This window comes from Pseudomonas sp. P1_F1_2 (assembly GCF_056405815.1).
Genome location: NZ_JBFUBK010000012.1, coordinates 22,258 through 43,245 on the forward strand (window position 1 = coordinate 22,258; position 20,988 = coordinate 43,245).

Consider the following 20,988-nt stretch of genomic DNA (forward strand, 5'->3'; position numbering starts at 1 on the left):
AGGACATGAAATCGTTGCTTGCCCTGCTCAAGGATTATTGGGGTGTTCTGCGTCGGCCCAGCGTGCATTACAGCCTGGGCTTCCTGACGCTTGGCGGGTTTATTGCCGGGGTGATTTTCTGGGGCGGTTTCAACACCGCGCTGGAAGCGACCAATACCGAGAAGTTCTGTATTTCCTGCCATGAAATGCGCGACAACGTTTTTGTCGAGTTGCAGGAAACCATTCACTACACCAATCGCTCCGGCGTTCGAGCCACGTGCCCGGACTGCCATGTTCCCCATGAATGGACGCACAAGATTGCCCGCAAGATGCAGGCCTCCAAGGAAGTGTGGGGCAAGGTGTTCGGCACGATCGATACCCGTGAAAAGTTTCTCGATATGCGGCGTGAGTTGGCCGAACACGAGTGGGGGCGGCTCAAGGCCAACGACTCCCGGGAGTGCCGCAATTGCCATAACTTCGAATTCATGGATTTCACCCGTCAGGGCAAACGCGCCGCCAATATGCACTCCACGTCACTGGCCAGCGGCCAGGCGACCTGTATCGACTGCCACAAAGGCATTGCCCACCAGTTGCCCGACATGAGCGGAGTCAAAGGCTGGTAGCAAATCCGGCCGAGGGCTTTCACCGTATTGCCGCGAAGCGGCATATCCGCGCCGGTTTTTCGACTTTGACACAATCCGTCATCCTCCCCTGATAACCCTCAAGCCCAGTGTTTTAAAGGGCTTTGAGCCTCTGCGTGCAAGTTGGTCTGCAAATTGCTACAGCCTGCGAAGTACAGCGGTGGGCGGCAAACGTCCGGCATGCAGAGGAAAGAGTGTGGACAAGTACCTTTATGTGGCAATGACCGGCGCCAGCCAGAATGCACTGGCGCAGAAGGCTCATGCCAACAACCTGGCAAACATCTCCACCAACGGTTTTCAGAAGGACCTGGAACAGGCCCGTTCGATGCCGGTGTTTGGTGACAGCTTTCCGGCGCGTGCGTTTGCCATGACCGAACGCCCGGCCACCGACTTCTCCCCTGGCTCGCTGGTCGAGACCGGCCGCGACCTCGATGTCGCCGTGCAAGGCAATGGCTGGATCGCCGTGCAGAACCCTGGGGGTCAAGAAACCTACGTGCGCACTGGCAGCCTGAACGTGGACGCCCTGGGCGTGCTGCGGGCTGGCAACGGTATGCCGGTGATGGGCAATGGCGGACCGATCGCCGTGCCGCCCGAGCAGCAAATCGAGGTGGGCGAGGACGGCACCATCAGCATCCGTGCGATGGGCGAAGGCCCGCGCGTGATGGCTGAAGTCGACCGCATCAAGCTGGTCAACCCGGACATGAAGAACATGACCAAAGGCCTGGATGGTTCGATCCACACCAAGGACGGCAAGCCGGCGCAAGCCGACTCCGGCGTCAAACTGGTGTCCGGGTTCCTGGAGTCGAGCAACGTCAACGCCGTGGAAGAAATGACCTCGGTGTTGGCTTTGTCCAAGCAGTTCGAGCTGCACATCAAGATGATGAACACCGCCAAAGACGATGACCAGGCCATGGCTCGGGTCTTGCAGATCAGCTAATTATCAGAACGTCGCGCCGTAAAACAGGCGCACGAGGAGAATCGAATGCTTCCGGCTCTATGGGTTGCCAAAACAGGTCTGTCCGCCCAGGACACCAACCTGACCACCATTTCCAACAACCTGGCCAACGTGTCGACCACGGGTTTCAAACGTGATCGTGCCGAATTCCAGGACTTGCTCTATCAGATCAAGCGCCAGCCAGGCGCCCAGTCGACCCAGGACAGCGAACTGCCGTCGGGTCTGCAAGTGGGTACCGGTGTGCGCATCGTCGGCACCCAGAAAAATTTCACCGCCGGCAGCCTGCAAACCACTGAACAGCCGCTTGACCTGGCGGTCGACGGTCGCGGTTTCTTCCAGATTCTGCAGCCGGACGGCACTACGTCGTACACCCGTGACGGTACGTTTCACCTCGACTCCAACGGTCAGGTTGTGAACGCCAGCGGTTTCGCCCTTGAGCCAGCCATTGTCATTCCCAGCAACGCGCAGACCTTCACGGTCGGTCGCGACGGCACCGTGTCCATCACCGTTCCGGGTAACCCGGCCAACCAGGTGATCGGCAACCTGCAAACCGCCGACTTCATCAACCCGGCCGGTCTGCAAGCAGTGGGCAACAACCTGTTCCTGGAAACCGCGGCCAGCGGAGCACCGCAAGTCGGTACCCCGGGCCTGAACGGTTTCGGTACCACGCTGCAGAACACCCTGGAAACGTCCAACGTCAGCACTGTTGAAGAGATGGTCAACATGATCACCACTCAGCGTGCTTACGAGATGAACTCCAAGGTGATCTCCACCGCCGACCAGATGCTCTCGTTCGTAACGCAGAATCTGTAATCAAGTCTATGAGGCGGCCATGAGGTCGCCTGCAACACCGTGAGGTAGGGTCATGAATCGCTTTGTATCTGTTCTGGCACTGAGTGGGGCTGTTGTGCTCGCGGGCTGCGTCCCAACGACGCCCAAGCCCAATGACCCTTATTACGCCCCGGTGTTGCCGCGCACGCCGTTGCCGGCGGCCGCGAACAATGGCTCGATTTATCAGGCCGGTTTCGAACAGAACCTGTACAGCGACCGCAAGGCGTTCCGGGTGGGTGACATCATCACCATCACGCTGAACGAGAAGACCCAGGCCAGCAAAAACGCCAACTCGCAAATTGGCAAGAACAGCAAAACCAGCATCGGCCTGAGTTCGCTGTTCGGCTCTACCCCCAACACCAACAACCCGTTTGGCAGTGGTGACTTGAGCCTGGACGCCAGCTATGAAGGCGACCGCGCGACCAAGGGTGACAGCAAGGCGGCGCAGGGCAACACCCTGACCGGCTCGATCACCGTCACCGTTGCCGACGTGTTGCCTAACGGCATCATCGCCGTACGTGGCGAGAAGTGGATGACCCTTAACACGGGCGATGAGCTGGTGCGGATTGCCGGACTGGTGCGCGCCGATGACATCTCGACCGATAACACTGTGTCGTCGACCCGTGTTGCCGATGCGCGCATCACCTACTCGGGCACCGGTTCGTTTGCCGATGCGAGTCAGCCAGGCTGGTTCGACCGTTTCTTCCTCAGCCCGCTGTTCCCTTTCTAGGTGGCTACGTTGAATTTCAAAAGCCTTATGGTGGCTGCGTTTTTGCTGTCGGCAGCCTTCAACGTTCAAGCCGAGCGGCTGAAGGACATCGCCAGTATTTCCGGCGTACGCTCCAACCAATTGATCGGTTACGGTCTGGTGGTGGGGCTTAACGGCACCGGTGACCAGACAACGCAAACCCCGTTCACCCTGCAGACCTTCAACAACATGCTCTCGCAGTTCGGCATCAAGGTGCCGCCGGGTTCGGGCAACGTGCAGTTGAAGAACGTGGCCGCGGTATCGATCAGCGCGGACCTGCCGCCGTTTGCCAAGCCGGGTCAGCAAGTCGATATCACCGTGTCGTCCATCGGTAACTCCAAGAGTCTGCGCGGCGGTACCCTGTTGCTGACGCCGCTCAAGGGTATCGACGGCAACGTCTATGCCATCGCCCAGGGCAACCTGGTGGTGGGCGGTTTTGATGCCGAAGGCCGTGACGGTTCGAAGATCACCGTCAACGTTCCGTCGGCCGGTCGTATCCCTGGTGGTGCGTCGGTCGAGCGTTCAGTGCCGAGCGGTTTCAACCAGGGCAACAGCCTGACGCTGAACCTCAACCGTTCGGACTTCACCACCGCCAAGCGCATCGTCGACAAGATCAACAACATGCTCGGCCCGGGCGTTGCCCAGGCCATCGACGGCGGTTCGATCCGCGTCAGCGCACCGCTTGATCCAAGTCAGCGGGTCGACTACCTGTCGCTCCTGGAAAACCTTGAAGTCGATCCGGGGCAGGCGGTGGCGAAAGTCATCATCAACTCGCGTACCGGCACCATCGTGATCGGCCAGAACGTCAAGGTTTCGCCGGCCGCCGTGACGCACGGCAGCCTGACCGTGACCATTACCGAAGACCCGATTGTCAGCCAGCCCGGCCCTCTGTCCAATGGTCAGACGGCGGTTGTGCCGCGCTCGCGGGTTAACGCACAGCAAGAAGCCAAGCCGATGTTCAAGTTCGGTCCGGGCACCACTCTCGACGAAATCGTGCGTGCGGTGAACCAGGTCGGCGCGGCACCGGGCGACTTGATGGCGATCCTCGAAGCACTGAAACAGGCTGGCGCATTGCAAGCCGACCTGATCGTGATCTAAGGGACCGTCGTCATGGATATGCGCAAGAGCGGTCTGGTCAGCAGTAGCGACTCCGGTTCCTATTCGGACTTGAATCGCTTGAACCAGCTCAAGGTGGGCGACAAGAACAGTGACGGCAACATGCGCAAGGTTGCGCAGGAATTCGAGTCGCTGTTCCTTGGTGAAATGCTCAAGTCCATGCGCTCGGCCACCGAAGCGTTGGGCAAGGACAACCCGCTCAACACGCCGGCGGCCAAGCAGTATCAGGAAATGTACGACCAGCAGTTGGCCATTTCCATGTCCCGTGAGGGCGGTGGTATTGGTCTGGCAGACGTGCTGATGCGTCAGATGTCGAAGAACAAACCACTGGCGCCGGGTGAGGCGGCAGCGGCATCCGCGGCCAAGCAGGAAGCGGCGAAAGCCGCCGTGCCGACGCCGATTGCAGCGGGCACCGTGGCCACCGACGGTCCGCTGTCGCGGCTCAATGGTCAGCGTCCGTTGTGGGCTTCGCGCTCGGTGAAAGCGCCGGCAGGCGAGGGCACGCATCGCAATGACATGGAGCTGATCAATCAGCGTCGTCTGGCCTTGCCACCGAAACTGGCGGATCGCTTGCTCGCCGGTCTGGTGCCTTCGGCAACGACTGCTGCGACCGCCAACAAACCGTTGTTGCCTGAGCGTGGCGTCGCGACGCCTGCGGCAGCGACCGGTGCCGGTCCGCTGTTCAATGGTGACTGGCTGGCCTCGCAAACGGACACGAAATCGAGCGGACGCCTGCAGATTTACGGCCGTGCCATGGCGCAGATTCCCCTGGCACCGCCGAAGAAAGCCTTCAGTTCCGCCGACGAATTCGTCAACACCATGCTGCCGATGGCCAAGGAAGCCGCCGAGCGCATTGGCGTCGATCCGCGTTACCTGGTGGCCCAGGCGGCGCTGGAAACCGGTTGGGGTAAATCGGTCATGCGCGCCCAGGATGGCAGCAGTAGCCACAACCTGTTCGGCATCAAGGCCGGCACCAGTTGGAAGGGCGATTCGGCGCGGGCCATCACCAGTGAATTCAGGAATGGCGAGATGGTCAAGGAGACGGCCGAGTTCCGTTCCTACGACTCGTACAAAGACAGCTTCCATGACCTTGTGACTTTGCTGCAAACCAACAATCGCTATCAAGATGTTGTGAAGTCGGCCGATAACCCAGAACAGTTTGTACGCGAGTTGCAGAAAGCCGGGTATGCAACCGACCCGGATTACGCAAGCAAGATCTCGCAGATAGCCAAGCAGATGACGAGTTACCAAAACTACGCTGCGGCGGGCGCTTCCACCACGCCTCTATAGGCACAAGGCATAAGGTCTGAACCATGAGTTTGCTCAATATCGGGATGTCGGGTCTGGCCGCTGGCCAATCCTCGTTGATGACTACCGGCAATAACATTGCCAACGCCGACACCGCCGGTTATTCGCGTCAGCAAACCGTGCAGAGCAGCAAAGCCTCGAATCAATTCGGCAACGTCTACATCGGCACCGGCACGACCCTGGCCGATGTGCGTCGGGTGTACAACAGCTACCTCGATGCACAACTGCAGACCACCACCTCGCTCAACAGCGATGCGGCCGCGTACGCCGGGCAGATCAGCCCGCTCGATGCCTTGCTGTCGGACAGCGGCACCGGCCTCAACGGCGCGCTGACCAAGTTCTTCGCCTCGGTGCAGAACGTCAACGCCAAGCCGGGTGACGATGCGTCTCGTCAATTGCTGCTCAGCGATGCTCAGGCCTTGAGCGCCCGTTTCAACTCGGTGTCCAGCCAGTTGACCGCGCAGAACGCGAGCATCAACGGCAACCTGACGAACATGGCCGACCAGATCAACAAACTGGCCGCCACCGTGGCCCAGATGAACCAGAAAATCTCCGAGGTTTCCAAGGCCGGCGGCATGCCGAACGAGTTGCTCGATGCGCGCAACGAAACCGTGCGTCAGCTCTCCACCTTCACCGGCGCGCAAGTCATCGAGCGCGACGGCAACCTTGATGTGTATCTGGGCAGCGGCCAGCCGCTGGTCATGGGCGGCACCGCCAGCACCCTGCAAGTGGTGCCGAGCCTGGCCGATCCTTCGCGCATGGGCATTCAGCTCAACCGTGGCGGTAGCACTGTCGACATCACCTCGGTGATCACCGGTGGCGAGATTGGCGGTCTGCTGCGCTACCGCAGCACCGTGCTCGATCCGGCCATGAACGAGCTGGGGCGCGTGGCGCTGGTCGTCGCCGATCAGATGAACGGCCTCCAGGCCCAGGGCATCGACAAGAACGGTGCGTTCGGTTCCAACCTGTTCAACAGCGTCAACAGTGCCGCACAGATGGCCGATCGCAGTGTTGCCACCGTCGGCAACAGCGCCGGTTCAGGCGACTTCGATGTGAGCATCGAGGACAGCGGCAAACTGACCATCAACGATTACAAAGTCACCTTCACCAGCGGCACCAACTACACCGTACAACGTCTGCCGGACGGCACGTCCATGGGCGCATTCAGCACCCTGACCACGCCGCCGCCAGTGATTGACGGTTTCTCGTTGACGCTCAGCGGCGGTACTGCTGCCGCCGGTGACACGTTCAAGATCACCCCGACCCGCAACGCGGCGGCGAACATCAAGACCGAGATGACCGACTCCAAGCGTCTGGCGATCGCGGCACCGTTGAGCGCGGCCATTGCGCCGGGCGGCAGCGGTACCCTGACCATTTCGTCCAGCGGTCAGCCAACCGTGACCACGAAGTTCGACATCTACGACACGGCCACCACCGCACTCATCCAGAACGGCATGAAAACCTCCATGCCGGTCAAAGTGGTGTTCGGTGCCCCGGCGGCCGGTGGTGCCAGCCAGCCTTACCAGTTGCTCGATGCCAAAGGCGTGCAGATCAGCACCGGCACCATCATACCGAACCAGAACAACACCCTGAGTCTGACCGTGCCGCTGCAAGATGGCACGGGTGCGCCGATCATGGATCCGGGCCCACCTGCCGTGCAGCGTACGGTCAGCTTCGACATGACCGTGGCCGGTTCGCCGGCCACTGGCACTGCGGTGGACATCAACATCGCGCAACCAGGCACGATGGATAACCGTAACGGCACCGCACTGGCCGGCTTGCAGACCAAGCAGGTGGTCGACACCGGCTCCGCGAGCAAAGGTATTTCCCTGACCGACGCCTACGGCAAACTGGTCGAGGGTGTGGGCGCCAAAGCTGCTCAGGGCAAGCTCGACAGCGCCGCGACCGGCGCCATCCTGGACAACGCCAAGGGCGCTCGCGATTCGCTGTCCGGTGTCGACCTCGATGAAGAAACCGGCAACCTGGTCAAGTATCAGCAGTACTACACCGCCTCTTCGCAGATCATTAAAGCTGCGCAAGAAATCTTCAGCACACTGATCAACAGTCTTTAAGGAGTCGTAGCCCATGCGCATTTCTACCGCCCAGTTTTACGAGTCCTCTGCTGCCAACTATCAGAAGAACTTCTCCAACGTGGTCAAGAGCAGCGAAGAGGCCAGCAGCCTGGTTCGCATCAACACTGCTGCGGATGATCCGGTTGGCGCTTCGCGTTTGTTGCAGCTCGGCCAACAGGCTTCGATGCTCGACCAGTACAAAGCCAACACCAATACCCTGAAGTCGACCCTGGGTCAGACCGAATCGGTCATGACCAGCATCACCAACGTACTGCAGCGCGCCCAGGAATTGGCGATCGGTGCCGGCAACGCCGGTTACACCGACGCCGACCGTCAGGCTAACGCTTCGGAGCTGGGGCAGATCGAAGAGCAGTTGCTGAGCCTGATGAACAGCCAGGACGAGAATGGCAAGTACATCTTCTCCGGCTCCAAGGGCGACACCGTGCCGTTCACTCGCAACGCCGATGGTACCTACAGCTACAACGGCGACCAGGTCACCCTCGACCTGAAAGTGGGCGACACCATGTCGATGGCCACCAATAGCACCGGTTGGGAAGTGTTCCAGCAGGCCATCAACACCAGCCGCAGCCAGGTCACCATGACCGCGCCGGCCGTGGATGACGGTCGCGTGGTTCTGTCCAATGGCCAGGTGTCGTCGAGCGTGACCTACAACAGCAAGTTCCGTTCGGGCGAGCCGTACACCGTCGATTTCGTCAGCGGCACCCAGTTGAAAATCACCGACTCGGGCGGTAACGACGTGACCGCTGAAGCCAGTCAGGGTGGCGCGTTCAACCCGGCGACCACGGTTGGCCAGACCGTGTCGTTCCGTGGCGTCGACCTGAACCTGAACATCAATCTGGCGGTCGGTGACAACGCAGCCACCGTGCTGCCGGGCCACAGTTTTACGCTTGCGGCCAAGCCTGACACCTTCACGGCAACCCGCAGCCCGGGCAACCCGACAGCCACTCAGGTCACTGGCAGCAGCATCACCAACCCAGTGGCTTATCACGCCAGTTTCCCTACGGGATCGGCAGTGATGAAGTTTACCAGCGCCACGGCGTTCGACCTGTACGCAGCACCTTTGACCGCCAACAGCCAGCCAGTGTCTTCCGGCACTGTAGCGGCTGGCATCGCCACCGCTTCGGGCGTGAGCTTCACCCTGGCCGGTACGCCGGGCGCGGGCGATCAGTTCAGCGTGGCCGTCAATACCCACGAAACCCAGAACATCCTGGATACCGTGAACCAGTTGAAGACTGCGCTGAATACGCCAATCAGCGGCAATCCGATCCAGATTCAGAAATTTCAGGCTGCGTTGGCCTCGGGCATCGGCAACCTGGCGAGCGGCAGCGATCAGTTGTCCAGCTCCCTGAGTTCGGTGGGCGGTCGTGGTGCAGCCCTGACTACCCAGAGCGAAACCAATCAGAGTCTGGTCATGGCCAACACCCAGACCCAGTCGGCGATCCGCGATTCTGATCCAGCCGAAGTCATGACCCGCCTGACCTTGCAGCAAACCATGTTGCAAGCGTCGCAACTGGCTTTCAGCAAGATTGCTCAACTGGGCTTGTTCAACAAAATCTGAGTCTGTGGCTGCCGAGCTACCAGCCGTCTTTTCCTAAGCGGTTCCGCAGCCTCTGCCTGAAAGGGCAGAGGCTCGCCGCTCGAGAGTTCTGTCGTGAATCAACGCCCTCTAGTCAGTATCGTCATCCCTGCCTTCAACCCGCGCTTCTTCAGTCAGGCGCTGGAAAGCTCGCTTGCTCAAACTTACGAGAACGTTGAAATCGTCATTTGTGACGATTCGTCCTCCGCCGAGATTCAGCGCATCGTCGAGTCGTTTGCCGACCCTGCACACACCGTTCGTTACTTGCGCAACCCAAAGCGTCTGGGCCTGCAAAAGAACGTATTGCGCTGCGTCAAGGAAGCTCGAGGCGAGTTCATCAAAGTGCTGTGCGACGACGACCGTCTGTTTGCGCCGAGCATCGAGTTGCAGGCCCGGGTACTGATCGATCATCCCGAGGTCAACCTCGTTTGCGGTCTGCGCATGTTGAGCGATGCCGGTAACTTCATCCTGCCGCCGCGGCTCGATAACTGCCGTTTCACGTATGGTGATGCGTTGCTCAAGGGCGATGACATGTTGGCCATTTTCGAGAACACGACGAAGAATTTCATCGGCAACTTCAGCTCGACCCTGATGCGCCGTGCCGATGTGCTGGAAGTGTTGCCTGCGCTGGTCCAGGAAGGCACCGGTTTTGTCGCGATGCTCGATTTCGCTTTATTCGTGTGCCTGCTGCGACGCGGCAATATGGCAGCGCTCAACACGGTAATGAGCACCGAGCGTATGTACCCGGAACGTCTGAGCAAGACGTCGGAAATGGTCCGCGCCGGCGCTCAGGAACTGGAATGGTTGATTCAAATGCTCATCTCGCGAGGGGGGGAGTCGGCACCGGCCTCGGGTTGGGTGCGCATGGTTGATTTAAACAAGGCTGCTGATGAGCCTCGTCAGTGGGAAGAGTTGTGCGTGGTACGCGTGCTGGGCGGTCGCAACACCGTGGTCAATGGCCGAGTCGGCGGGCAGAGCGACAGCTATGCCGAGTTCTATCGCGAATGGCTGGCAAGCCGCCGATTTACCTCGGCGGAAACGCGGCACATGCCGCAAACAATCAGCCGCTGGGCTGTGCGTCCGAACCTGGTGCCAATCATCATCGACACCGAGTCGGATGGCGTTGCGCTGAAAGCCACGCTGGACAGCCTCGCCACTCAACTCTACGCACCGCAAGCCATCGTGGTGTTGTCCAACACGCCATTCGATGCCGCCGATAACGTGCTGCCATTGCCGCTTGAGGCAAATTGGTCGCGCCAGCTCAATGCTGTGATACCGCAGCTGGAAGGCGCGCACTGGTTCTACTTGCTGCGCGCCGGCGACACGTTGCGTGAGTCGTCACTGGTGGTGCTCGCGGAACGCATTGCCGGTACGCCGGGCATGCTCTGCGCCTACAGTGACGAAGGCGCGTTGGTGGAAGGGGAGTCCGTGGAGCCAGTGTTCAAGCCAGGCTTCAATCTCGACCTGATGCGTTCCTACCCATACGTCGGGCGCACCCTGGCGTTTGAGCGCCAGCGCTTTTTGGCGGTGGGCGGTTTCGATTCGGCTCATGGCGAATTGGCGCCGCATGATTTGCTCTGGCGGCTGGTGGAAGAGGCCGGGTTGCACACCATTGAGCACATCAGCGAGATTCAGGTGGAGTCGACACAGACCTACGCCGATTGGCTGTCGTTGCCTGAAGTGATCGAAGGCAGTGAGGCGCTGGTCAGCGCGCACCTGACCCGCATCGGTCTCGAACACCGGATTCGCGATCAAGAGTTGCCGCTGCTAAAACGCATCGATTACCTGCACACTCACCGACCTGTGGTCTCGATCATCATTGCGGCGGGCGCCTCGCTGTCCGCCTTGCAACGCTGCACGGAAAGCCTGATCGAGCAGACGACGTACGCCGAATACGAAATCCTGATTGCCGATGAAGGGCGCGGCGATTCGGCGATGGCCGATTGGCTGGGCGCGATGTCTCAGCTGGGCGCCGCGATGTTGCGAGTGCTGCCTTTTGACGGTCGTACCGGTGAAGCGTCCCTGGTCAACTTCGCAGCCAGCCAGGCGCGTGGCGAGTATCTGCTGACGCTCAACCCGCGCAGTGTGATTTGCGCCGGCGACTGGCTCGCCGAACTGCTCAACCACGCCCAGCGTCCGGAAGTCGGCGTGGTCGGCGCGCGCCTGATGAACCCCAGCGGTGCGATTGTCTCCGCCGGTTTGATTCTGGGGCTGGCCGGACCCGCCACCTCGCCGTTCCTTGGCGAACATGTCAGTGCGCGTGGCTACATGCAGCGTCTGCAAGTAGTGCAGAACTGGAGCGCGGTCAGCAGTGATTGCCTGATGGTGCGTAAAGAAGTGTTCGACAGCCTGGGTCGGTTGGATGACGCCGAATTCAATCTGGAGCTCGGCGCAACTGATCTGTGCCTCAAGGCGGATAAAAACGGCTACTTGATCGTCTGGACGCCTTTTGCGAGCGTCGTGATAGGGGAGGACACCTCGCCAGCAGCGTCGCCGGGCGATGTGCAGGCGCTGGTACTTGAGCAGGAAATTTTCTACCAAAAGTGGTTGCCGAAAATATCTCGCGATCCGGCCTACAATCCGGCGCTGACACTCGGTGTATCGAGCTTCAGTCTGGAGCCTTCGCTGCGCAATAACTGGAATCCGTTCTGCCATCGCGACCTGCCGGTGATTCTCGGGTTGCCGGTCAACGAGTCGGCGATCGGGTATTACCGCGTGACAGCACCCCTGGCGGCACTTGAGTCGGCTGGGCGAGTCATTTCACGTGTGGCCTACGAGTCGCCATCGACCGTGGAAATCGAGCGCCTGTCGCCTGACACTATTGTTTTGCAGGGGCGCTACGGGGAAGGCTCGGCGGCAGACATTCTGCGCATAAAGAAATTCTCCAACGCCTTGCGAATTTTCGAGCTGGACGACTACATCGTCAGCACGCCGAAAAAGAACACTCATGCGCGCAACAAGCCGGTCAACACCGAGCAGTTGCTGCGTGAGGGCATTGCCCAATGCGACCGCGTGGTGGTGACTACCCAGGCACTGGCGGATGCCCTGTCGAGTATGCACAGTGAAATTCGCGTGGTGCCTAACATGCTGCCACCCGAGCCGTGGGCGACGCTGACCAGTCAACGCCGCACGTCGAAAAAACCACGGGTTGGCTGGGGTGGCGGCACCAGCCACACCGGTGATCTGGAAATCATTGCCGAGGTCGTCCGCGAGCTGGCCGATGAAGTGGAGTGGGTGTTCTTCGGCATGTGCCCGGACGCCTTGCGCCCGTACGTTCATGAGTTTTATGGCACCATCGATCTGCAAAACTACCCGTACAAACTGGCGAGCCTGAACCTCGATCTGGCACTGGCTCCGCTGGAGTTCCATATCTTCAACGACTGCAAAAGTAACCTGCGGTTGTTGGAATATGGCGCGTGCGGTTATCCGGTGATTTGCACGGATACCCGTGCTTATGACGGTTTTTTGCCGTGCACCAAGATTTTGAGCAATAGCACCGATGAGTGGTTGCAGGCGATTCGCATGCATCTGGCTGATCCGGATGCCAGTTATCGCATGGGTGATCAATTGCGTGAGGCGGTGCATCGGGACTTCATGTTGCGGGGGGATAATCTTCAGCATTGGTTGTGGGGGTGGTTGCCGGACTGATTTTCTGCGTTCGGTCCATGGGGGGCGAATCAAAATCAAAGGCTTCGTGTGTGCGCTTTGGTCTGAGTGAATATCCGTTTCTGCGGTAACGGCGGCTTATGGTTTCGCTCTTACAGCGACTCACTTTTTCAGACGCCAAAAAGTAAGCAAAAGGCTTCGCCCCGGCGTACGGCACTTCGCTAAGGCTCAGTGTTCCCTCGCTCCGGTATTCATCGGGGGGCATCGCCTACGGTCTGCTTCGCGACGACCTCCTCTCGATGTGTGCGGCTCCGCCGCACGGCGCTACGCGCCTAACCCCCTGATGAACACCTACGCTCGGCCTGCCGAAGGGGCGAAAGATCAAAAGCAGATCAAGATCAAGATCAAGATCAAGATCAAATGCTTCGCGAGCGGGTTCACTCCGACAATGGATCGGCATACGACTTCGTTTTTCACCATTCTGTTTGGGTGTTTAGGCAGATCAAAATCAGTGGCTTCGTGTGTAAGCGTTGGTCTGTGCGTATATCCGTTTCTGCGGTAATGGCGGCTGGCGGTTTCGCTCTTACAGCGACTCACTTTTCCAGACGCCGAAAAGTAAGCAAAAGGCTTCGCCCCGGCGTACGGCACTTCGCTAAGGCTCAGTGTTCCCTCGCTACGGTGTCCATCAGGGGGCATCGCCTACGGTCTGCTTCGCGACGACCTCCTCTCGATGTGTGCGGCTCCGCCGCACGGCGCTACGCGCCTAACCCCCTGATGAACACCTACGCTCGGCCTGCCGAAGGGGCGAAAGATCAAAAGCAGATCAAGATCAAGATCAAATGCTTCGCGAGCGGGTTCACTCCGACAATGGATCGGCATACGACTTCGTTTTTCACCATTCTGTTTGGGTGTTTAGGCAGATCAAAATCAGTGGCTTCGTGTGTAAGCGTTGGTCTGTGCGTATATCCGTTTCTGCGGTAATGGCGGCTGGCGGTTTCGCTCTTACAGCGACTCACTTTTCCAGACGCCAAAAAGTAAGCAAAAGGCTTCGCCCCGGCGTACGGCACTTCGCTAAGGCTCAGTGTTCCCTCGCTCCGGTATCCATCAGGGGGCATCGCCTACGGTCTGCTTCGCGACGACCTCCTCTCGATGTGTGCGGCTTCGCCGCACGGCGCTACGCGCCTAACCCCCTGATGAACACCTACGCTCGGCCTGCCGAAGGGGCGAAAGATCAAAAGCAGATCAAAATCAAAAGCGAGGCGGCCTATGGGCCGGCCTGAGCTCAGAGCACGCATCTCCGTGTGCGAGTGAGACTGCTCGCGAAGCTTTTGATTTTGCCGTTGCCGTTGCCGTTGCCGTTGCCGTTGCTTTTGCTTTTGATCTTTTGCCCCTTTCCCAGAGGCCGAACGCAGGCTTTGCGTAGGGGGCACCGCGGCAAGGATGCCGCGGTAGCCGCCCCCGGCCATGGATGGCCGATGGCGGCGGGCCCCCGGAGCAATGCCGGAGTGAGGGCATGCCGAGCCTAGGCGAGGCACCGAATGGAGGGGCAAAGCCTTTTGGTTCCTTTTCGGCGTTTGGAAAAGGGACTCGCTGTAAGAGCGAAACCGCCAGCAGCCATTACCGCAACAACGGATATGTACTCCAGCCCCGAAAAACCAACAAAGCCCCATCAGTCGCCCACCCCAAGCAATTGGCTCACTTCCTGCAAGTCCCCCGTATATCGCCATAAATCCTTCACCTCAAAGGCGTGAAGGCCCCAGTGGCTGCGGGTTAATGATGTGCATCTGACGGTTCGCCAACCCTTGCGGGGGTGGCCAAGCCGCGTGAAGAGCAAGAGGACAGCGATGAAGGCAGTAATTCTGGCGGGTGGTCTCGGTACGCGGATCAGCGAAGAGTCGCACCTCAAGCCCAAGCCAATGATCGAAATCGGCGGCAAGCCAATTCTTTGGCACATCATGAAACAGTACTCCGCCCACGGGATTCATGACTTCGTGATTTGCCTTGGCTACAAGGGCTACGCGATCAAGGACTTCTTCGCCAACTACTTCCTGCACACCTCCGATGTCACCTTCGACATGTGCAACAACCGCATGGACGTTCACCAGAACTACAGCGAACCGTGGCGCGTGACCCTGATCGACACCGGCGAAGACACCATGACCGGTGGCCGCCTGCGTCGTGCCGCCCGTTACCTGGAAGGCGAGCAAGCGTTCTGCTTCACCTACGGCGATGGTGTCTCGGACCTGAACATTGGCGCTTTGGTGGACTTTCACCTGACCCACGGCAAGCTCGCGACCGTGACCGCCGTGCAGCCACCGGGACGCTACGGCGCCCTGGAGCGTGACGGTGACAGCGTCAAGGGCTTCATTGAAAAACCGCGCGGTGACGGTGGCTGGATCAACGGCGGCTTCTTCGTGCTGTCGCCCAAAGTGCTGCCGTACATCGCCGACGATCAAACCTCCTGGGAAGCCGAGCCCTTGGCCGCGCTGGCCAACGAACAACAGTTGCAAGCGTTCCAGCACGATGGCTTCTGGCATCCGATGGACACCCTGCGCGACAAAAACCACCTCGAGCATCTGTGGCAGAGCGGGGAGGCCCCATGGAAGCAATGGGACTGAGCCAGGACTTCTGGCGCGGCAAGCGGGTTCTGCTGACCGGCCATACCGGTTTCAAGGGCAGTTGGCTGACGCTGTGGCTGCAAAGCCTGGGTGCCGAGGTCAGCGGGTTTTCGCTGGACCCGTCCACCGAGCCCAGCCTGTTTGAATTGGCGCGCGTGCACGAAGGTATCAACGATCAGCGTGGCGACTTGCGCGACTTGGGCGCGTTGCTGGAGCTGATCGCCGAGACCCAACCGGAAATCGTCCTGCACCTGGCGGCCCAGCCGCTGGTGCGCGAAGGTTATCGTGACCCGCTGGGGACTTACTCCAGTAACGTCATGGGCACGCTCAATCTGCTCGAAGCGATCCGTCAGGTTGGCGGTGTGCGCGCCTGCGTGCTGGTGACCACCGACAAGGTCTACGCCAATCAGGAATGGGCGTGGCCGTACCGCGAAAACGAAGCGCTGGGCGGGCATGACCCTTACAGCAGCAGCAAAGCCTGCTGCGAGTTGCTGGCGCAGTCTTACGCGGCTTCGTTCTTCCCGGCTGAAAAATATGCCGAGCATGGTCTGGCCCTGGCCACGGCCCGTGCCGGCAATGTGCTGGGCGGCGGTGATTTTGCGCCTGAGCGTTTGATTCCCGATGTGCTCAAGGCCTGGTCCGCTGACGAACCGGTGACCCTGCGCTACCCGCAAGCCGTGCGCCCGTGGCAGCACGCGCTGGAGCCGCTGGCCGGTTACCTGCAACTGGCGGCCGGCCTCTACGAAAATGGCCCCAAGTTTGCCGGTGCGTGGAACTTCGGCCCGAGTGAAACGGACATGTGCAGCGTCGGCGAAGTCGTCGAGTTGCTCGCCAACCGCTGGCCGCAAGCCCGTGGCTTGCGCATCGAACCGAGTGAGTTGCATGAAGCCGGCCTGCTGCGCCTGGACAGCAGCCGCGCACGTCAACTGTTGGCCTGGCAACCGCGCTGGTCGTTGCAGCAGTGCCTGACCCACACGCTGGACTGGCACCTGGCCTGGCAAAACGGCGACGAAATGCGCGCCATCACCCTGGCTCAGTTGAACCTGTATCGGGGCGCGTTGTGAGCGAGTTTCTGTTAAAGCCATTGCCGCTGGCCGGTCTGTTCAGCGTGCAGCACAAACGCTTCGAGGATGAGCGCGGGCACTTCGCGCGCCTGTTCTGCGAAGGCAGCCTGAGCGCCTTCGGCCAGCCGTTTCATATCCGTCAGATCAACCATTCCTGCACCCGCGAGCGGGGCAGTGTGCGAGGCCTGCATTTTCAAAATGCGAGTGCGCCGGAAGCCAAGCTGATCACCTGCCTGCGTGGCGAAGTCTGGGACGTGGCGGTGGATTTGCGCCCTGATTCCGCGACCTTCCTGCACTGGCATGCCGAGCACTTGCGTGCCGGCGACGGACGCAGCTTGCTGATCCCGGCCGGTTTCGCCCACGGCTTCCAGACCCTGACTGACGATGCCGAATTGCTCTACCTGCACAGCGCCGATTACACGCCTGCGCATGAGGGTGGTTTGAGTGTGAACGATCCACGGCTGGCGATAACCTGGCCGTTGCCTGTCAATAATCTGTCGGCCCGGGATTCCAGCCATCCCATGCTCGATGAACACTTCGCTGGAGTGCGTGTATGAACTGCCGTGGTTGCGGGACTTCCCTGGCCTTGCCGCTGATCGACCTCGGCACCTCGCCGCCGTCCAACGCTTACGTGCGTGCCGATCAACTTGAGCAAGCCGAGCAATGGGTGCCGCTCAAGGTCGCGGTCTGTCAGCAATGCTGGCTGGTGCAGACCGAGGATTACACCAGCGCCGACAGCCTGTTCGACGCCGAGTACGCCTACTTCAGTTCGTTCTCCACAACCTGGCTGGCCCATGCCGAGCGCTATGTCGCCGAGATGACTGAGCGCTTCGGCCTGACGGCGGACAGCCGCGTGGTGGAGATCGCCGCCAACGACGGTTACCTGTTGCAGTACGTCGCCGGTCGCGGCATCCCGTGCCTGGGCGTTGAGCCGACCCGCAGTACCGCGCAAGCGGCGCGGGAAAAAGGCCTGGAAATTCGTGAACTGTTCTTCGGTCGCGGCACCGCATCGCAGCTGGTCAGCGAAGGCTGGTCCGCCGACCTGATGGCCGCCAACAACGTGTTGGCCCATGTCCCGGACATCAATGATTTTCTTGGCGGCTTTGCGACCCTGCTCAAGCCGACCGGTGTGGCGACGTTCGAGTTTCCGCAACTGCTGACGCTGATGGCCGGCCAGCAGTTCGACACGCTCTATCACGAACACTATTCCTACTTGTCACTGACGGCCGTGCAGACCTTGTGCGAGCGCAACGGTCTGCACGTGTTCGACGTCAGTCAGTTGTCGACCCATGGCGGGTCGCTGCGGGTTTTCGTCCAGCGTGCCGATGGCGTGCGTCGCGACGTGCAGCCAGCGGTTGCACAGCAACTGCAAGCCGAACTCACCGCCGGGGTGAAAACCGCCGAGTACTACGCGACCCTCGCGCCCGCCGCTGAACGCATCAAGCACGAACTGCTGCGCTTCCTGTTGCAGGCCAAGGCCGACGGCAAGCGTGTGGTCGGTTATGGCGCCGCCGCCAAGGGCAACACCTTGCTCAATTACGCCGGGGTCAAACCTGACTTGCTGGCGTGGGTGGCCGATGCCAACCCGCACAAGCAGGGCAAGTACTTGCCGGGCAGCCGCATTCCGATTGTGTCGCCGGCGCAGATCGATCTTGAAAAGCCCGATTACGTCCTGGTGCTGCCGTGGAACCTGCTGCACGAAGTCAGTCAGCAACTGGCGCAGGTGCGCCAGTGGGATGGCCGTTTTGTCATCGCCGTGCCTGAGTTGACCGTCCTGTGAAAGTGCTCGTGACCGGTGCCACCGGGTTTGTCGGCCGCCATGTGGTCCAGGCCTTGCTCGCTCGTGGCTGCGAAGTCCGCGCCGTGGCGCGTAACGCCGAGACCGCTGCGGATTTGTCGTGGATCAATGCGGTGGAGTTCATTGCGGCGGATATTCACGCCCCGACACTGAACATCCAGGCACTGACCGATGGCGTCGATGCGCTGGTGCATCTGGCGTGGCCGGGCTTGCCGAACTATCAGGCGCTGTTTCACTTCGAGCACAACCTGATGGCCGATTACCGGTTCATCAAGGGCGCGGTGGAGGCGGGGATCTCGCAAGTATTGGTCACCGGAACGTGTTTCGAATACGGCCTGCAAAGCGGCCCGCTCAGCGAGCAAACCGCACCGCAACCCATCAACCCTTATGGGTTGGCAAAAAATACGCTGCGTGTGTTTTTGCAAAACCTGCAGCAGGCTCAACCGTTCACCCTGCAATGGGCGCGGCTGTTTTACCTGCACGGCGAAGGGCAAAACCCGAACAGTTTGCTCGCCGCGCTGGACCGCGCCATCGACGCGGGCGATGACAGTTTCAACATGTCGGCCGGTGAGCAATTGCGTGATTACCTGGCGATTGAAACCGCTGCCGGTTACCTCGCCGCGATCCTGCAACAACGCGAATTCGATGGCGTAATCAATTGCGCCAGCGGCCAGCCGATTTCGGTGCGGGCGCTGGTCGAGCAACGGCTACAGGCGCGTGGTTCATCGATCCGGTTGAACCTCGGTCATTACCCATACCCGACTCACGAACCGATGGCGTTCTGGGGCGTGACGGACCGTTTGCAACAGCTACTGGGAGCAGAGCATGAGGCATGAGTTGTATCGGGTCGCCGACCTGCCGGTGTTGCAAAACCGCACCTTCGCCGACCCCGCGTCAGCCAGGGCTTCGGCCAGCGCCGACATGCTGCTGGTGCAGGACGAAAAGAGCGGGTTGATCTTCAATCAGGCCTTTGACGCCAACAAGCTCAGCTACGACGCCGACTATCAGAACGAGCAGGCGCATTCAGGCCAGTTCCAGAAGCACTTGAACGATGTCGAGGGCATCATTGCCCGCCACTTCAAGGGCCAGGAACTGATCGAAGTCGGCTGCGGCAAGGGCTACTTCCTCGAACTGCTCAAAGGCCTGGGCTACGCCATCACCGGCATCGACCCGGCCTACGAAGGCAGCAACGCCGACGTGATCAAGGCACCGTTCACCCGTGGCCTCGGTCTGGCGGCGGACGCCATCGTGCTGCGCCATGTACTGGAACACATTCAGGACCCGGTGAGTTTCCTCGCCGAGATCGCCGACGCCAATCAGGGCGGGCAGATCTACATCGAAGTGCCGTGCTTCGACTGGATCCTGGAGCACAAAGCCTGGTTCGACCTGTTCTACGAGCACGTCAATTATTTCCGCCTCGATGACCTGCGCCGGATGTTCGGCACCGTGCATGAGGCCGGCCATCTTTTCGGTGGCCAGTACCTGTACATCGTTGCAGACCTTGCAACCTTGCGCCTGACTCCGGAACAACCGGTGCCACGCCTGGACCTGCCTGACGGTTTCACCGCGAGCCTTGAGCGTGCGGTGCAGATTGTTCAAGCCGCGCCGCAGCAAGGTTCGGCGATCTGGGGCGCATCATCCAAAGGCGTGATCTATTCGCTGTTCCTGCAACGGGCCGGCGTGGCGGTGGACCGCGTGGTGGATATCAACCCGGCCAAACAGGGCCGGTATCTGCCCCTCAGTGGCGCGCGGGTTTCCTCACCGCAAGAGGCCATGGATGCACTGCCCGAAGGCGCCAACCTGTTTGTAATGAATTCCAACTACCTCGAAGAGATCAAGCGGATGACCGGTGGACGCTACGTCTATCACGCCGTCGACAGCGCTTCGTTCCAGTGACTATTGAGATTAGAAAAATGACTGACAACACCATCAATAAAGCCTTCGAAGCCGAATGCGCAGAACAAATCGCCGCTCAGGGCGACGACCAGAAACTCACCGGCCTGGCCCAGGATTTCTTCAATCAGTCGGCCAAGCACAAGTACAGCTACCACTTCTCGTGGATGGGCCGTCCGATCATCCAGTTGCCGCAAGACATGATGGCCATGCAGGAAATCATTTGGCAGGTCAAACCGGACCTGGTGATTGAATGCGGCATCGCTCACGGCGGTTCGATCATCTACTACGCCTCGTTGCTGGAACTGCAAGGTCACGGCGAAGTGCTGGGCATTGACCTCGACATTCGCCCGCACAACCGCGAAGCCATCGAAAGCCACCCGATGAGCAAGCGCATCAAGATGATTGAAGGTTCGAGCATCGACGCCGGCATCGCCGCGCAAGTCCGCGCTGCCGCCGAAGGCAAGAAAGTCATTCTGGTCCTCGATTCCAACCACACCCACGATCACGTGCTCGAAGAGCTGCGCCTGTACGCACCACTGGTGTCGGTGGACAGCTACTGCGTGGTCATGGACACCGTGGTTGAAGACATGCCGGCCGACTTCTTCCCAGACCGTCCATGGGGCCCGGGCGACAACCCGAAAACCGCGGTATGGAAATACCTGGAAGAAAACGCTGACTTCGAAATCGACCGTCAGTTGCAGAACAAACTGCTGATCACCGTGGCGCCGGACGGCTACCTGCGTCGCGTTCGTTAATCAT

General features: G+C 60.2%; 16 protein-coding genes. All 16 read left to right on the top strand.

Annotated elements, in window-relative coordinates:
• The first annotated feature begins 5 nt into the window (after nucleotides 1-5).
• Entirely contained in the window at nucleotides 6-602 is a 597-nt protein-coding gene (locus tag AC1D2P_RS05590; protein WP_046032795.1) for a cytochrome c3 family protein, read from the top strand.
• A gap of 214 nt (nucleotides 603-816) precedes the next feature.
• Nucleotides 817-1,557 carry a flagellar basal body rod protein FlgF gene (locus AC1D2P_RS05595; protein ID WP_109786386.1) on the top strand — a complete coding sequence of 247 codons (741 nt, stop codon included), beginning with the start codon at nucleotides 817-819 and terminating at the stop codon, nucleotides 1,555-1,557.
• 45 nt (nucleotides 1,558-1,602) lie between these two features.
• Nucleotides 1,603-2,388, top strand: coding sequence for a flagellar basal-body rod protein FlgG (gene flgG, locus AC1D2P_RS05600; protein WP_109786387.1), 786 nt, complete (start codon nucleotides 1,603-1,605; stop codon nucleotides 2,386-2,388).
• A 52-nt stretch (nucleotides 2,389-2,440) separates the two neighbouring features.
• Entirely contained in the window at nucleotides 2,441-3,136 is a 696-nt protein-coding gene (gene flgH / locus AC1D2P_RS05605) for a flagellar basal body L-ring protein FlgH (protein WP_109786388.1), read from the top strand.
• 27 nt (nucleotides 3,137-3,163) lie between these two features.
• Complete coding sequence (locus AC1D2P_RS05610) at nucleotides 3,164-4,252, top strand: flagellar basal body P-ring protein FlgI (RefSeq protein ID WP_109786389.1); 1,089 nt, start codon at nucleotides 3,164-3,166, stop codon at nucleotides 4,250-4,252.
• Between the two features lie 12 nt (nucleotides 4,253-4,264).
• Nucleotides 4,265-5,560 (top strand): flagellar assembly peptidoglycan hydrolase FlgJ, encoded by a 1,296-nt coding sequence (flgJ, locus tag AC1D2P_RS05615; protein ID WP_223522571.1) that lies wholly within the window; start codon nucleotides 4,265-4,267, stop codon nucleotides 5,558-5,560.
• A 23-nt stretch (nucleotides 5,561-5,583) separates the two neighbouring features.
• On the top strand, nucleotides 5,584-7,650 hold the full coding sequence (gene flgK / locus AC1D2P_RS05620; RefSeq protein WP_109786390.1) for a flagellar hook-associated protein FlgK: 2,067 nt from the start codon (nucleotides 5,584-5,586) through the stop codon (nucleotides 7,648-7,650).
• Between the two features lie 13 nt (nucleotides 7,651-7,663).
• On the top strand, nucleotides 7,664-9,229 hold the full coding sequence (locus AC1D2P_RS05625; RefSeq protein WP_477758178.1) for a flagellar hook-associated protein 3: 1,566 nt from the start codon (nucleotides 7,664-7,666) through the stop codon (nucleotides 9,227-9,229).
• Nucleotides 9,230-9,322: 93 nt separating this feature from the next.
• Nucleotides 9,323-12,895 (top strand): glycosyltransferase, encoded by a 3,573-nt coding sequence (locus AC1D2P_RS05630; RefSeq protein WP_477758177.1) that lies wholly within the window; start codon nucleotides 9,323-9,325, stop codon nucleotides 12,893-12,895.
• A 1,802-nt stretch (nucleotides 12,896-14,697) separates the two neighbouring features.
• Nucleotides 14,698-15,471, top strand: a complete 774-nt coding sequence (gene rfbF / locus AC1D2P_RS05635) for a glucose-1-phosphate cytidylyltransferase (RefSeq protein ID WP_046032804.1) — start codon at nucleotides 14,698-14,700, stop codon at nucleotides 15,469-15,471.
• Nucleotides 15,453-16,535, top strand: a complete 1,083-nt coding sequence (gene rfbG / locus AC1D2P_RS05640) for a CDP-glucose 4,6-dehydratase (RefSeq protein ID WP_477758176.1) — start codon at nucleotides 15,453-15,455, stop codon at nucleotides 16,533-16,535. Before rfbF ends, rfbG begins: the two co-directional genes overlap by 19 nt.
• The gene (locus AC1D2P_RS05645) at nucleotides 16,532-17,092 is read left to right on the top strand and encodes a dTDP-4-dehydrorhamnose 3,5-epimerase family protein (protein WP_477758175.1); all 561 of its coding nucleotides are present in this window, start codon (nucleotides 16,532-16,534) and stop codon (nucleotides 17,090-17,092) included. Before rfbG ends, AC1D2P_RS05645 begins: the two co-directional genes overlap by 4 nt.
• Nucleotides 17,089-18,315: a methyltransferase domain-containing protein gene (locus AC1D2P_RS05650; RefSeq protein ID WP_477758174.1), complete on the top strand. Its 1,227-nt coding sequence runs from the start codon at nucleotides 17,089-17,091 to the stop codon at nucleotides 18,313-18,315. The genes AC1D2P_RS05645 and AC1D2P_RS05650 overlap by 4 nt, the downstream gene beginning before the upstream one ends.
• Nucleotides 18,312-19,169, top strand: a complete 858-nt coding sequence (locus tag AC1D2P_RS05655; RefSeq protein WP_477758173.1) for an NAD-dependent epimerase/dehydratase family protein — start codon at nucleotides 18,312-18,314, stop codon at nucleotides 19,167-19,169. Before AC1D2P_RS05650 ends, AC1D2P_RS05655 begins: the two co-directional genes overlap by 4 nt.
• A complete protein-coding gene (locus tag AC1D2P_RS05660) occupies nucleotides 19,159-20,229 on the top strand; it encodes a class I SAM-dependent methyltransferase (RefSeq protein ID WP_477758172.1) in 1,071 nt (356 codons plus the stop codon). Before AC1D2P_RS05655 ends, AC1D2P_RS05660 begins: the two co-directional genes overlap by 11 nt.
• A 17-nt stretch (nucleotides 20,230-20,246) precedes the next feature.
• Nucleotides 20,247-20,984: a cephalosporin hydroxylase family protein gene (locus tag AC1D2P_RS05665; protein WP_007948882.1), complete on the top strand. Its 738-nt coding sequence runs from the start codon at nucleotides 20,247-20,249 to the stop codon at nucleotides 20,982-20,984.
• Nucleotides 20,985-20,988: the final 4 nt, after the last annotated feature.

Coding starts and splice junctions, on each gene's coding strand:
- rfbF (WP_046032804.1), top strand. CDS start 14,698: ATGAAGGCAGTAATTCTGGCGGGTGGTCTCGGTACGCGGATCAGCGAA.
- flgJ (WP_223522571.1), top strand. CDS start 4,265: ATGGATATGCGCAAGAGCGGTCTGGTCAGCAGTAGCGACTCCGGTTCC.
- AC1D2P_RS05625 (WP_477758178.1), top strand. CDS start 7,664: ATGCGCATTTCTACCGCCCAGTTTTACGAGTCCTCTGCTGCCAACTAT.
- flgK (WP_109786390.1), top strand. CDS start 5,584: ATGAGTTTGCTCAATATCGGGATGTCGGGTCTGGCCGCTGGCCAATCC.
- flgG (WP_109786387.1), top strand. CDS start 1,603: ATGCTTCCGGCTCTATGGGTTGCCAAAACAGGTCTGTCCGCCCAGGAC.
- flgH (WP_109786388.1), top strand. CDS start 2,441: ATGAATCGCTTTGTATCTGTTCTGGCACTGAGTGGGGCTGTTGTGCTC.
- AC1D2P_RS05590 (WP_046032795.1), top strand. CDS start 6: ATGAAATCGTTGCTTGCCCTGCTCAAGGATTATTGGGGTGTTCTGCGT.
- AC1D2P_RS05660 (WP_477758172.1), top strand. CDS start 19,159: ATGAGGCATGAGTTGTATCGGGTCGCCGACCTGCCGGTGTTGCAAAAC.
- rfbG (WP_477758176.1), top strand. CDS start 15,453: ATGGAAGCAATGGGACTGAGCCAGGACTTCTGGCGCGGCAAGCGGGTT.
- AC1D2P_RS05610 (WP_109786389.1), top strand. CDS start 3,164: ATGGTGGCTGCGTTTTTGCTGTCGGCAGCCTTCAACGTTCAAGCCGAG.
- AC1D2P_RS05665 (WP_007948882.1), top strand. CDS start 20,247: ATGACTGACAACACCATCAATAAAGCCTTCGAAGCCGAATGCGCAGAA.
- AC1D2P_RS05650 (WP_477758174.1), top strand. CDS start 17,089: ATGAACTGCCGTGGTTGCGGGACTTCCCTGGCCTTGCCGCTGATCGAC.